The sequence below is a fragment of the Streptomyces sp. NPDC002306 genome (genome assembly GCF_053593435.1).
On sequence record NZ_JBSFCK010000003.1, the window covers coordinates 107,817 to 121,638 of the forward strand.

Annotated in this window: 7 protein-coding genes; 1 reads left to right on the forward strand and 6 read right to left on the reverse strand. The window is 72.4% G+C overall.

The window, feature by feature from the left end:
- Window positions 1-5 precede the first annotated feature (5 nt).
- The 6 genes from ACWCQK_RS08135 to ACWCQK_RS08160 form a co-directional block, all read right to left on the reverse strand.
- Window positions 6-2,594 carry a glycosyltransferase gene (locus ACWCQK_RS08135; RefSeq protein ID WP_451153143.1) on the reverse strand — a complete coding sequence of 863 codons (2,589 nt, stop codon included), beginning with the start codon at window positions 2,592-2,594 and terminating at the stop codon, window positions 6-8.
- Window positions 2,595-2,678: 84 nt separating this feature from the next.
- Window positions 2,679-3,650 (reverse strand): Gfo/Idh/MocA family protein, encoded by a 972-nt coding sequence (locus ACWCQK_RS08140; protein WP_451153907.1) that lies wholly within the window; start codon window positions 3,648-3,650, stop codon window positions 2,679-2,681.
- A gap of 44 nt (window positions 3,651-3,694) precedes the next feature.
- Window positions 3,695-4,810 carry a DegT/DnrJ/EryC1/StrS family aminotransferase gene (locus ACWCQK_RS08145; protein WP_451153145.1) on the reverse strand — a complete coding sequence of 372 codons (1,116 nt, stop codon included), beginning with the start codon at window positions 4,808-4,810 and terminating at the stop codon, window positions 3,695-3,697.
- 543 nt (window positions 4,811-5,353) lie between these two features.
- Window positions 5,354-9,496 (reverse strand): Rne/Rng family ribonuclease, encoded by a 4,143-nt coding sequence (locus ACWCQK_RS08150; RefSeq protein WP_451153147.1) that lies wholly within the window; start codon window positions 9,494-9,496, stop codon window positions 5,354-5,356.
- Between the two features lie 275 nt (window positions 9,497-9,771).
- On the reverse strand, window positions 9,772-10,548 hold the full coding sequence (locus ACWCQK_RS08155; protein WP_451153149.1) for a TIGR03936 family radical SAM-associated protein: 777 nt from the start codon (window positions 10,546-10,548) through the stop codon (window positions 9,772-9,774).
- Window positions 10,549-10,690: 142 nt separating this feature from the next.
- Complete coding sequence (locus tag ACWCQK_RS08160; protein ID WP_451153151.1) at window positions 10,691-11,989, reverse strand: hypothetical protein; 1,299 nt, start codon at window positions 11,987-11,989, stop codon at window positions 10,691-10,693.
- A gap of 816 nt (window positions 11,990-12,805) precedes the next feature.
- On the opposite strand from ACWCQK_RS08160, the gene ACWCQK_RS08165 reads away from it, so the two are divergent.
- On the forward strand, window positions 12,806-13,822 hold a 1,017-nt coding region (locus ACWCQK_RS08165; protein WP_451153153.1), incomplete at its 3' end, for a hypothetical protein.

A 13,822-nucleotide genomic window follows, 5' to 3' on the forward strand; every position in this document is an offset into this window, starting at 1 on the left:
ACCGGTCACTTCAGGAAATCGCTCAGGACCTGCGCGGTCCAGCTTCCGTCGTGGTAGGTGCGGGCGAACTCGACGGACCGCCGACCGATCCGTGCCGTGCCCTGCCGGTCGTCGACGAGGGAGCGGATGACCTCGCGAAGGGTGTCCGGGGTGGCGTCGACGATGGGCAGGGCCCCGTCCGTCGCGGCCTGCACTCCCTCGCTGATGGAGCCGACGACGGGCTTGCCCGCGGCCATCGCCTCCACCGCGAACGTGCCGTAACTGCCGGTCGTGAACTGGTCCAGCACCAGGTCGCAGCTCTGCACCAGCTGGCGCATCTCGGCCCACGGGACACCTTCGGCGAGCCTGAACTCGATGAGGCCCTCGTCGTGGAGTTCGCTGAGCACCGGCACGATCCGGTCCGTGCCCTTGGTCCACCGCTTCGACGGGGCGTGCAGCACCAGCGGACGCTCGCGCTCCATGACCGGCCGGTCGGTGGCCCAGCGGGCGACATCCACGACCAGCGGCGCCCAGGTGGCGGTCGGCAGGTCTTCCAGAAGGTCCGGAGTGGTGACGTACAGCGGCAGCCCCGCCTCCGTCGCGATCCGCCTGTTCAGTTCGGCCTTCGCCTGGAGCTTCTCCGCGATGCCCTCGGGGGCGTCGTGGAAGAGCGAGAACGCGTGCCGCGCCATGTGACGGGCCGGGTCACGGATGTCGCTGCCGTGAGCGAGCAGTGCCACCTTGACCCGGGCCTGCTTGAGGGCGTCGAGATCGCCGGCCACGGACTTGCCGTTGAGGTGGCCGAAGACGGGCATGAAGGCGTCGACGAGGATGTGCGTGTAGCGGCCGACGACGCGTTCCACCTGCTGGAGCTGGACGCTCAGCTCACTCATGCGGGTCGCGTCCACGTACACGTCAGCCGGGTAGTCGAAGGACTCCGGCCGCTTGTTCATCACGACCTCGACGGACACGTCCGGGTCGAGACGCGTGATCGCCTGGGCGTACGCCGCCCCCTGGCCCGCGTAGTTGGCCGGGCCGAGGCCCAGTCTGACGCGGGTGTCGCCGAGCCTTCGCCACGCCGGCTGCCCGTCGGTGCCGGCGGACTCCACGGTCCGTACGGCGTCGGGGGTCTCCTGGACAGTCCAGGAGACCTCCGGCCGGGGGCCCGGCGGGGTCTTCTTCGACAGCTCGCGGTACAGCTGGAGCAGCCGGCCGCTCTGCGCCTCCCAGGACAGGTCCGTACGGACGTCCTCGGTGATCGCCTCGGCGAGCTTGTCGCGGTTGTCCATGGCGCGCAGGGCGGCCGCGGCGAAGGTCTTCGGGTCGTCCCAGGTCCACACCTCGCCCAGGCCGTGCTCCTCGACGTACGCCTTGATGACCTTCACGTCGCTCGTCACCAGCGGCAGCCCCGCCTGGAGGTACTCGGAGACCTTCGTGGGCAGCGACACCTCACAGTTGGGAACGCGCTTGAAGGGAGTGAGGCCGAGGTCCGCGGACGCGAGGTAGTCGGCGACCTCGTGCTGCGGCACGTAGGGCACGAGGTGGACCCGGTCGCGCACACCTAGGGACTCCGCCTGCGCGAGCAGTTCCTCGAGGAGCGGCGTCGTGCGGCCCACCACCAGGGCGAGGTGGAAGCCCGGCAGCTCGGGCAGACCGTCGATGACGGCGTCCACCCCGCGTTCACGGCCGATCCAGCCCGAGTAGACCATCAGCGGCGTCTCGCGGCCGAGACCGCAGGCCTCACGGACCGACGCGCTGGAGCGGCCCGCGCCGATCACCTCACGGACCGGCGAGTTGCCCACGACCAGAGGCAGTTCGGCCAGCTTGTGATCGCCCTTGAGGAGCTCCGCCATCTGCGTGGAGACGGTGACGACGGCGTCGGCACGGCCGATGAACTCGGCCTCCAGCGCGGGCAGCGCGTAGGCCTGGCGGGCGTTGGGCCACTCGACGCCCTTGATGTACTCGTGCGCGTCGTAGAGCCAGGCGCACTTGCGGCCCCGGGCCCGCAGCCGGGCGGCGCTCAGCGCCGCGGTGGCGATCATCGTGACGTCGTTGGCGTGGATGACGTCCGGCTCGATCTCCTCGATCACCGGGCCGAACGCGAGATCGAGATCGACGACCTGCGGCCAGTCGCGGCGCCAGTCGCCCACCGGGGCCGGGTCCTTGGGCCTGCGCCGCTGCTCCCACTTGAACGCCCGGACCCGCAGCCGGTGCGCGGACCGGCGGGCCCGCAGCATCGCCTTGATGGACGTACGGCGGGGCGCACCGGCCCAGTCGGTCTCGGCGGACTTCTGGCGGACCCAGGCGCGGTAGGCCGCCGTGTAGCGGTTCAGCGCCGCCTGGTCCTGGAGGTTGAACTGTGTCGCGGCCGCTCGCAAGGGGTGCGCCTTGCGAGCGTTCACTCCGCGCAGGTAATCCGCGCCGACCGGTACCCGGACCACGTCGATCGGACCCATCTTGGACCGCTGGACACGCTTGGTGTCACTGCGGCCGATCAGGGTCACGTCCCAGCCGTCTCGCGCCGCCGCGACCGCGGTCTTCTGGACGCGGGAGTCGCCCGTGATGCCGTTGGCGACGATGACCGCGAGCCTCGGCCTGCGGGCAGGGGATTCCATTGCTTGCTTCCTCCGGATGGGACAGGAATTCCGCCCCCCGCGCGCAAGCGGGCCGGGGGCGGTCGGCGTCGTGCGTCGGAACGCTCAGAGAGCTCCGCAACTGTCACGCTCGAGAAGGACGGTGCTGCCGTCCAGCGCCGACTCCAGCACCGCCGCCGCCACCTCCACCGTCCGCATGCCCTGGCGCAGGGTGCAGATGTCGGCGGGCTTGCCGAGCACCGCGTCCCGGAACAGCTCGTGTTCGACGAGGAGCGGTTCGCGCTTCTGGATGGCGTACCGGATCATGTCACCCTCGGAGACGCCCCGGAAGGCCTGGAGGGCCTCCCACTCCGTCGTCATCGCGGAGTTGGAGTGGAACGTCAGGTCCGCGGTGAGGGTGTCGGCGATGAAGCAGCCGCGCTCGCCGGTGACCGAGGTGAAGCGCTCCTTGAGCGGGCTCAGCCAGTTCACCAGGTGGTTGACCATCGTGCCGTCGTCGAGGCGGCCGACCGCGGAGACCATGTCCTCGTGCTCACGGCCGCTCTTGGAGACGGTGTGCGCGGCGATGGAGACGTACTCGCGGCCGGTCACCCAGCCGGTGAGGTCGATGTCGTGGGTGGCGAGGTCCTTGACCACGCCGACGTCCGCGATGCGGTGCGGGAAGGGACCCTGGCGGCGGGTGACGACCTGGTAGACGTCGCCGAGCTCGCCGGCCTCCAGCCGGGTGCGCAGCGAGCGCAGCGCCGGGTTGCACCGCTCGATGTGACCGACGCCGGCCACCAGGCCGCGCGACTCGAACGCCTCGACGAGCCGGCGTGCGCCCGCCACCGTGTCGGCGACCGGCTTCTCGATCAGCGCGCAGACACCGGCCTCGGCGAGCTGCATGCCCACCTGCTCGTGCAGGCCCGTGGGGCAGGCCACGACGGCGTAGTCGACGCCCAGAGCGATGAGTTCCTCGACGGTGTCGAGGACCGGCGCGCCCTGGGCGGCGCCGAACTTGTCGCCCATCGGGTCGACGACGCCGACGAAGTCGACGCCCTCCAGACCGGACAGGACGCGGGCGTGGTGACGCCCCATGGACCCGAGGCCGACCAGTCCGGCCCGCAACGTCTTCGCGGTGCTCACAGCTGGGCCCCCAGCGCGTTCACGGCGGACACGATGCGCTCCAGGTCCCCGGCGGACAGGGCCGGGTGGACGGGCAGCGAGACGACCTCGGCGGCCGCGCGCTCCGTCTCGGGCAGGTCCCAGGTGCGGCCGGCCTTCTGGTCGGGCTCCCAGTACGGCTTCAGCCGGTGGATCGGCGTCGGGTAGTACACGGCGTTGCCGATACCGGCCTCGGTCAGGCTCGCCATGGCGGCCTCACGGTCGCCCTGGACGCGCACGGTGTACTGGTGGAAGACGTGGCGGGCGCCCTCGGCGACGCTCGGCGTGAGCACCGACGGCGCGCTGATGTGCTCCGTCAGGTAAGCGGCGTTGGCGATGCGCTGCTCGGTCCAGCCGTGGAGCTTGGCGAGCTGCACCCGGCCGATGGCCGCGGAGACGTCCGTCATACGGACGTTGGCGCCGACGATCTCGTTGGCGTAGCGCTGCTCCATGCCCTGGTTGCGCAGCAGGCGCAGGGTGCGGGCGATCTCCGCGTCGGCGGTGGTGACCATGCCGCCTTCGAGGCTGTGCATGTTCTTCGTCGGGTAGAAGCTGAACGTGCCCGCGCTGCCGAAGGCGCCGACCGGTGTTCCGTGCAGGGCGGCCGCGTGCGCCTGGCAGGCGTCCTCGACCACGGCGAGTCCGTGCCGCTCGGCGATCGCCATGATCCGGTCCATGGCGGCCGGGTGACCGTAGAGGTGGACCGGCATGATCGCGGCGGTGCGCGGCGTGATGGCGGCCTCGACCGCCGCCGGGTCCAGGCAGAAGCTGTCCGGCTCGATGTCGGCGAAAACCACGTCGGCGCCGACGAGCCGCACCGCGTTGGCGGAGGCGGCGAAGGAGAACGACGGCACGATGACCTCGTCGCCCGGGCCGAGGCCGAGGGCGAGCAGCGTCAGGTGCAGCGCGGAGGTACCGGAGTTGACCGCGACGCAGTGCCGTCCGTCCACCACGTCCGCGAACTCCGCCTCGAAGGCGGCCACCTCGGGGCCCTGTACGACCCGGCCGCTGCGCAGTACGCGCACCGCGGCCTCGATCTCCGCCTCATCGATCACGGGCCTCGCGGCGGGTATCAGCTCTTGGGCGTCGGTCATCGACATCCCCTCCTCATCAGCGACCACTAGGGCGCACCACGTCGTGCACGGGTCGGGAAGGGACGGTGTCGAGCATGGCACGTCCGCAACCCTGGAAGTCCGCCCACGCCTTGCGGCGGCGGACGGTTCCCGCAAGGCCCTGCCCCCTGGGTACCTCGCGTGGTCTACGGCCCGCATGTCACCAGCTGCCGAGTCCACCGTCACGTTACCAGCAGAAGTGCAAAGCTTTTCCTCAGGGTTACGACAGGGAAACCCGGAGATGGCGTGCCATCCGTCACAGGGTTCACGCAGAGTGCTCCCCGCGCTCTGCGGCCGCGACCGAGCGTCACGCGGGGAGACGGGAACACCGAGGGACACACGGGGAGACGGGAACACCGAGCGTCACACGGGGAGAGGGGAACACCGAGCGTCACACGGGGAGACGGGCGCGACGAGGGGCGCACGAGAAGACAGGCGCGACAAGGGGCGCACGGGACGGCGCGAACGACGAAGCGCGGGACACCGCCAGACCGGTGTCCCGCGCTTCTCGATGCGATCCGGAGATCAGTCCTGCGTCGTCGCCGAGACCGACGGCGCCGTCTGCTCGGCGGCCACCGCGCTCTTCTTGGCGGCGGTCTTCTTCGCGGCCGCCTTCGTGGCCGTGGCCTTCTTCGCCGTGGCCTTCTTGGCGACCGTCTTCTTGGCCGCGGTCTTCTTGGTGGCGGCCTTCTTCGCCGTGGCCTTCTTGGCCGTCTTGCGGGCGGCGGCCTTCTTGGCCGGAGCCGCGTCGTCGGCTTCGGCGCCGGCCTCGGCCTCGGCCTCGGTGGCGACCGGGGCTTCGGCGGCGGGCGCCTCCTCCGCCGGGCCCGACGGGACGACCACGACGGCCGCCTCAGCGGACGCCGCCGGAGCGGTGGCCTTGCGCACCGCCCGGCGCCGCGGGCGGGCCGGGGCGGCACTCTCGGCGAGCGTCTCCGACCCGGACGCGGACACCGATTCGGACACCGGCACGGACTCGGGCTCGGCCTCTACGGCGGCGGGCCGCTCGGCGGCAGCCTGCGGCACGGCCTCGGCGACCGTCACCACGGCGGCCTCGGCTCCGGCGGGCGAACCGGCCGGCGCGGACACCTTGCGGGTCGCACGACGGCGCGTCCGGCCCTTGGGCGTGGCCTCCTCGACGGCGGGAGCCTCGACGGCGGGAGCCTCGACGACCGGCGCCTCGACGACCGGGTCCTCGACCGCTACCGGCTCGGACTGCGCGACGGCAGCCGACTCCGGCACCACCGGAAGCTCGGCCTCGATCTCGGCCTGCGCGACAGCGGACTCAGCGGCCCGGCCGCCCCTCGGCTCCTCGGCGTGCGCGGCCCTGCCCCGGGGCGCACCGGCCGGGGCCGAAGCCCGCCGGCTCGTCCGGCGCCGGGAGCGCCCACGGCCGGCCGCGGCCTCCGCCTCGGCGATGCTGCTGTACAGCTCCTCGTCCGGCTCGAACTCCGGGACGGGCAGCGCGATCGGCTCCGCGATCTCGGCGACGACCTCGGCCTCGTCGTCCGCCTCCTGCTCGACGGTCACGCCGTTCTCGACGGCGATCACGTCGTGCTCGTGCTCGTGCACGTGCCCGTCACCGCCGCGCCCGCGCTTCTTGCGCTTGCCGCCGCCACCGGCGGAGGTCGGCTGCTCCATGTGGACGATGACACCGCGCCCGTTGCAGTGCACGCAGGTCTCGGAGAACGACTCCAGCAGGCCCTGGCCGACCCGCTTACGGGTCATCTGCACCAGCCCCAGCGAGGTCACCTCGGCCACCTGGTGCTTCGTACGGTCCCGGCCCAGGCACTCCAGCAGCCGGCGCAGCACCAGATCGCGGTTGGACTCCAGGACCATGTCGATGAAGTCGATGACGATGATGCCGCCGAGGTCGCGCAGCCGCAGCTGGCGCACGATCTCCTCGGCCGCCTCCAGGTTGTTCCTGGTGACGGTCTCCTCGAGGTTGCCGCCCTGGCCGGTGAACTTGCCGGTGTTGACGTCGACGACGACCATCGCCTCGGTCCGGTCGATCACCAGCGAACCGCCGCTGGGCAGCCAGACCTTGCGGTCCAGCGCCTTGGACAACTGCTCGTCGATCCGGTACGTGGCGAAGACGTCGACCTCGGAGGTCCACCTCGACAAGCGTCCGGCCAGGTCGGGCGCGACGTGCGAGACATAGCCGTGGATGGTGCCCCAGGCGTCCTCGCCGCTGACGACGACCTTGGAGAAGTCCTCGTTGAAGATATCGCGCACGACGCGGACGGTCATGTCCGGCTCGCCGTACAGCAGGGTCGGAGCGTTGCCGGTCTTCGCCTTCTTCTGGATCTCCTCCCACTGCGCCTGGAGCCGCTCGACGTCACGGCGCAGCTCGTCCTCGCTCGCGCCCTCGGCGGCGGTGCGCACGATGACGCCCGCGTCCTCGGGGACGATCTTCTTGAGGATGGTCTTCAGCCGGGCCCGCTCGGTGTCGGGCAGCTTGCGGCTGATGCCGGTCATCGAGCCCTCGGGGACGTACACGAGGTAGCGGCCCGGAAGGGAGACCTGGCTGGTCAGACGGGCGCCCTTGTGGCCGATCGGGTCCTTCGTCACCTGGACGAGCACCGACTGGCCGGACTTGAGGGCGCTCTCGATGCGCCGCGGCCCGTGGGCCATGCCCAGCGCCTCGAAGTTGACCTCGCCCGCGTACAGGACGGCGTTGCGTCCCTTGCCGATGTCGATGAAGGCGGCCTCCATCGACGGCAGCACGTTCTGGACCTTGCCCAGGTAGACGTTGCCGACGTACGAGGTCGACTGCTCCTTGTTGACGTAGTGCTCGACGAGCACGCCGTCCTCCAGGACGCCGATCTGCGTACGGTCGCCGTGCTGGCGGACCACCATCACGCGCTCGACGGCCTCACGACGGGCCAGGAACTCGGCCTCGGTGATGATCGGAACACGGCGCCGGCCCTGCTCGCGGCCTTCCCGGCGGCGCTGCTTCTTGGCCTCGAGGCGCGTCGAGCCCTTGATGGACTGCACCTCGTCGGACGGCTCGGCGGCCTTGCGCGGCTCGCGGACCTTGACGACGGTGCGCTCGGGGTCGCTGTCGCCGGCCTCGGCCTCGGTGCCGGAGTCACCGGCGCGACGACGACGGCGGCGACGGCGACGGCTGGTGGAGCTGGAGCCACCGCTGTCGTCGTCGTGCGCGTCCTCGGCGTCCTCGGCGTCTTCCTCGGCCTGTTCGGCGGTGTCCTCGGCGTCCTGCTCGGCCTGTTCGGCGGCGAAGTCGTCGGAGTCGCCGTCCCCGGCCTCGCCACGGCGGCGACGACGGCCACCACGCCGGCGGCGGCGGCGCGAGCCGGTCTCCTCGGCGTCGTCACCCTCGTCCCCGTCGACACCGTCCTCGGCCGACTCGTCGGCCTCCTCGGTCTCGTCCTGGGAGACGGTGTCGGTGACCTCGGGCTCCTCGGCGTGGGCGGCACCGCGACGGCGGCGACGTCGTCGCGAACCGGCCGTCTCCTCGGCGGACGCGCTGGTCTCGACCGCCTCGGCGACCTCAGCGACCTCGACGGTCTCGTCCGTCTCCTCTACCTCGGCGATGTCTTCCGCCGCCTCGGCGGCGGCCTGCGCGGCGGCCCGCTCGGGCGTCTGGAACCGGGGTTCGGTGAAGACGGGCGCCTGGAACACGGCGACCGCGGGCCGCGCGGGGCGGCGCGGGGAATCGGACTCGGCGGCCTTCGGCCTGGCGGGCTCGGAGAACCCGATCGCCGCCTGGCGCACGACGCGGCGACGGCGGCGCGGGGAGGTGTCCTCGTCGGCCGGGGCCGGCGCGGCCGCCTCGGCGGCGGGAGCCTTCGCCTCGGCGACAGCCGGTTCCTCCACGGCGGCCCGAGCACCCTCGGCGCTCGCGCCGGCCTCGGTGTGGTTCTGCGCGCCTTCGGTGTCCTCGGCCGGAGTGGAGACGCGGCGCGTGGCGCGCCGACGGGCGCGGCGCGGAGCGGCCTCCTCGGCCTCGGCGGCGGGCGTCTCCTGCTCGGCGCCGACCGGAGCCTCGGCGGCCTGCGGGGTCTCCACGGTCGCGGCGGTCTCGATCGCCTCGGCGGCAGCCGGTGCCTCGGCGGGGGCGGTCACCCGGCGGGTGGCACGACGACGCGTACGAGGGGCGGGCTCGGCCTCCGGCTCGGCGGCGGCCGCGGGCGCCTCTTCGGCCTCCGCGGGCGCTGCGGCCTGCTCGGTGGCCGTCGGCGCGGCCACACTGCGCGTGGCCCGACGGCGGGAGCGGCGCGGCGCGGGCTCCTCGGCGGCTGCCGCGGAGTCGTCCGCCTCGTCGTCGGAGGCGGCGATCTCGGCGGCGGGCTGCACCGCGGCGGCGGGCACCACGGTCTCTGCGGCCTCGGCGGCGGCAGGTGCCCCGGCGGGCGCGGAAGCGCGGCGGGTCGCACGGCGCCGCGGACGAGCGGCAGGTGCGGCCTCCGCGGCCTCGCCGGCCTCCAGAGCGTCGTCGGTCTCGATGTCCTCGTCGGCCACGAGTTCGGCGGCCTCCGCGGCCGCCACGGCCGGCGTGGTCACCTCGACCGGGGCCTCGGCGGCAACCGGCGGGCCCGCCGGTCGGGAGGCGGCACGGCGCCGACGGCGCGGCGGCAGGGTGTCGCTGGGGGTGTCGGATGTGGAGTCCTGCACGGACTCCGTCGATTCGGTCGGCTCGAGCATGCGGGCGTTTCTCCCGTCAGGCTCCCGGGCGCCGCACCTGGTCCGGCGTCGACCGATGTCGATCGCCGTTGACGTCCGCGGCTCGCGCGGTGCGCGATGGCCGCCGTCCGGGGCGCGGGCGCCGCACGGGAGCTCTCTAGTGTCCTGTCTCACCGGTTCCGTACGCCGAATGCGTACGGCCTGGCGAAAGTCTTGTGGTCGGTGCGCTGCCCGACCCAGGTGGCTCCCGAGTACGAGGGCGGCGCTACGACGTCCGTCCCTTCGCGGGACCTTCCCTACGCCGGCGCCTTCGCGGCGGCAGTGGCGCCGGCCGTGGGGGGCTCGGTCGCTGCTGCCTCGCGGTCGGGCGCGAGCGGGTCGGTCACCGTGCCGGTCTCTTCATCGAGCAGCCCCTGCGCCAGCCTGGTCACCGCTACGGGGACCGGCGGCGCCAGGTCGGCCACGGCGCGGAGACCGGACAGGACGTCGTCGGGTCGAACGGCAGGCGTCACGTGCCGAACAACCAGCCGCAGTATCGCACAGGGCTGGTCGGTAGGCCTATCAGCCTGTGCATTCTGTGTTTCCGTGCTCTCCAGACCCGCGACCGCCGAGCGGGCGTCGAAGGTGCGCATGCCGTTCTTGGCCATGCGCTGGACCTCGACGGTCTCAGCGGCGTTGAACGCCTCGACCGCACGCCGGGCGTCCGCCGGGTCCACGCCGTCGAGCCGCAGCTCCCACACGGAAGCCGTCAGCCGGTCGGCGAGACCCGAGGTGCGCGCCTCGACCGCGTCGACGATGTCGAGCCCGTCGGGCAGCGACTCGTCCAGGAGGGCGCGCAGTTTGTCCGGATCGCGGGGCGCGGCCAGCGCGATCTCCAGGTACTCCGCCTCGCTGCCCGTGCCGGTGGGTGCGGCATTGGCGTACGACACCTTCGGATGCGGCGTGAAGCCGGCCGAGTACGCCATCGGCACCTCGGCACGGCGCAACGCGCGCTCGAAGGCGCGCTGGAAGTCACGGTGGCTGGTGAACCGGAGGCGGCCGCGCTTGGTGTAGCGCAGTCGGATGCGCTGCACCGCAGGTGCGGGCGGCGGGCCTTCGGGCTGTCGCTTGCCCAGGGGAACTTCTCCTTGTGTACGGCGGACGGACCCGTGGCGCCACCCTCGCGCGAGCGGGGGGTGTCCCGGCCGACGCCTGCCCGGCGTCGCCCGGTCCGCGTCATCCCCGCGTGGGCGGGGACACTTCGCGCCCGGTCCTGCTGTCAAGGGTACGCGCCTTCTCCGGCACCGGTTCCCGTCGGTCCGCGGGCACCGGTTCCCGCCGGTCCAGGGCCCGCGGCCGCCGGGGTTCGCCGAACAGCGTCCGCCGGACGTCGGCACGGGCCTGCCGCGCGGTCTCGCGGGCGGTGGCGAGCGCCTGCCGGGTGGCCCGGCCGACGGTGCGCGCGGCCTCGGCGGCGGGCCGCAGCACGGTGTCCCGGACGACGTGCCCGACCGGCGTCAGCACGGTCCGGTACACCCACCGCACCGGCTCCACGAACATCCACCGGAAGCAGGTTCCGAGGAACCGTCCGACGGCGAGGGAGATGTGCCCCGCCACCCGCCAGGCGTGGCCCAGGGCGTCCCCGACCTCACGCGCGACGACGGCGAGCACCCGTCCGGCCGGCACGAGCACCCGACGCCACAGCGCCAGCGCGGGCAGCACGACGAGGACGCGGGTGATCCAGTACAGGCCCAGGCCCAGCCCGCCGACGACCACACCCACCAGCCAGGCGCTCGCCCGCCCCACGGGCGCGAGGACCCACTCGTACACCCACCCGGCCGGTACGACGATCAGATACCGCGCCAGCCACGCCAGACCCCGGTACAGCCCGATCCCGAGACCCGCCAGCAGGAACCCGACACCACGCAGGACCCACACCACCGCGTGCCCGACCGGAGTGAGCACGCGCGCGTACAGCCAGCCGGAACCGGCGCCCATCCGACGCGCCAGCCACGCCAGGCCCCGATACAGCCCGATGCCGAGGCCCGCCAGCAGGAACCCGACGCCACGCAGGACCCACACCACCGCGTGCCCGGCCGGAGTGAGCACGCGCGCGTACACCCAGGCAAGGCCGACACCCGTCCCCCGCGCCAGCCAGGCGAGGGCGTGCCCGAGCGGGGTCAACAGGTGGCGGTAGCACCAGACGGACGGCACGACGACGAGTACCTCGCCCACCCAGGCGAGCGCGACCCCGAGGGGGACGACGACGTACCGCCACAGTCCCACCCACGGCCACACGAACAACGCCCGCCCCACCCACGCCAGAGCGCGCCCGAGGAACCGCCCCAGAGGACGCAGCACCGTGCGGTCCAGGAACCGCCCGCCCACGACGAGTGCGTCCCACACCATCCGCACCGGTACGACCAGGACGAGCACGACGATCCGCACCGGGACACGGATCACGACGGCGAGACACCCCTCGGGGTCCTGGCGCCGCGGGGCCACTTCGCGTGGAGCCTGCTTCTCGAGATCCATGTGCAGGTAGACGCGTCAGCGGCCCCGAAGGATGCGACATCTCGGCTTTTTCGTCCGCGGAACAGACCCCGGCGGAGTCGTTCATGGCCGGAGTCTGGGCCGCGGAGTTCGCCATGGCCTACCCGCCGGCGGTCCGTCCGGACGGACCCGTTGCGGAGAGCGGCCAAGTCTCCCGGATCCGGGCCGACTTCGCCGCTCAGCAGGCCAACCCCTCTGCGGTGTCACCATTTCTGGCGACAGGGACGGCCCCTGATTCTCTTCGCATACCGGAACGGAACGTTTTCCCCTGAAGTATTTCTTCGACGGCCGGAGCCGCGCCGCCTTTGAGCCCGCCCCGGCCCTGTGGTGATTTTAGGCGACAAGCACGGGGGTCAGATCGCCTCCCGTTCCGCTACCTGAGTTGACCCGATCGAAACATGCGATGAGGATGGTAAATAAGTCGCCGTATGGCACACAACGCCTGAAGACCTGATGGCGAGTATGTACCCGGCTCCGCAGGTCAGCGACGAGCGACACCTTTTCACCCTCGGCTTGGACGGGACCGGTGTGCGCGGTGAGCCGCGCATCCATCTCCACGGATCACGAAAAGCGCACGGGGCAGAAGAACTCGACAGAAGCGGTATTCAGCGATTTCACCTCCGCCGACCACGGCGTACAAGGAATGGAATATCGCGACCTCCAGATGGCCGGACATATCGCGTGGGATCCCGCGCCCCGAATCATCACAAGTGAAATTCGATAACCGTAAGAGAGGACGCGACCATGCGGTACTGCGGTCGGAAGCAGCAGATAGCGACGGCGATAGCGTCGGCGGCGATGGTGGGAGGTCTTGTCAGCTTCGGGACCCCCGCTTCAGCATCATCTGCACCGAATGGCACAGCTCCCAGCTCTCAGGTGCAGGCCGGCCAGGCCGCCTCGCACGTGGTCCCGGACAAGCCGTGCAAGCAGCGCAATTGCGGATACAACAAGAAGCCCAATTACAAGAGGCCCGGCAACACCCAGGGCGGCACCCAGGGCAGCGGTCGCGGCAACACCCAGGGCGGAACGCAAGGCAGCGGTCGCGGCAACACGCAGGGCGGGACCCAGGGCGGCGGCGGAGGGAACACGCAGGGCGGCACCCAGGGCGGCGGCGGAGGCAACACCCAAGGCGGGACGCAGGGTGGCGGCGGAGGCAACACCCAGGGCGGCACCCAGGGCGGCGGCGGAGGCAACACCCAGGGCGGAACGCAGGGCAGCGGTCGCGGCAACACCCAGGGCGGCACCCAGGGTGGCGGCGGAGGCAACACCCAAGGCGGGACGCAAGGTGGCGGCGGCAACACCCAGGGCGGAACGCAAGGTGGCGGCGGAGGCAACACCCAAGGCGGCACCCAGGGCGGCGGCGGCAACACTCAAGGCGGTACGCAGGGTGGCGGCGGAGGCAACACCCAGGGCGGAACGCAGGGTGGCGGCGGAGGCGGCAACACCCAAGGCGGAACGCAGGGTGGCGGAGGCGGCAACACCCAGGGCGGAACGCAGGGCAACGGTCGCGGCAACACCCAGGGCGGAACGCAAGGTGGTGGCGGAGGCAACACCCAGGGCGGCACCCAGGGCGGCGGCGGCAACACCCAGGGCGGAACGCAGGGTGGCGGCGGCGGCAACACCCAAGGCGGCACCCAGGGTGGCGGCGGCGGCGGCAACACCCAAGGCGGCACCCAGGGTGGCGGCGGAGGCGGCAACACCCAAGGCGGCACCCAGGGCGGCGGCGGAGGCGGCAACACCCAAGGCGGCACCCAGGGCGGCGGCGGAGGCGGCAACACCCAAGGCGGCACCCAGGGCGGCGGCGGAGGCGGCAAC

Bases quoted from the DNA above. Each gene is read 5' to 3' on its own strand.
- ACWCQK_RS08160 (WP_451153151.1), bottom strand. From the start codon at position 11,989: ATGGATCTCGAGAAGCAGGCTCCACGCGAAGTGGCCCCGCGGCGCCAG.
- ACWCQK_RS08140 (WP_451153907.1), bottom strand. From the start codon at position 3,650: ATGGGGCGTCACCACGCCCGCGTCCTGTCCGGTCTGGAGGGCGTCGAC.
- ACWCQK_RS08135 (WP_451153143.1), bottom strand. From the start codon at position 2,594: ATGGAATCCCCTGCCCGCAGGCCGAGGCTCGCGGTCATCGTCGCCAAC.
- ACWCQK_RS08145 (WP_451153145.1), bottom strand. From the start codon at position 4,810: ATGACCGACGCCCAAGAGCTGATACCCGCCGCGAGGCCCGTGATCGAT.
- ACWCQK_RS08150 (WP_451153147.1), bottom strand. From the start codon at position 9,496: ATGCTCGAGCCGACCGAATCGACGGAGTCCGTGCAGGACTCCACATCC.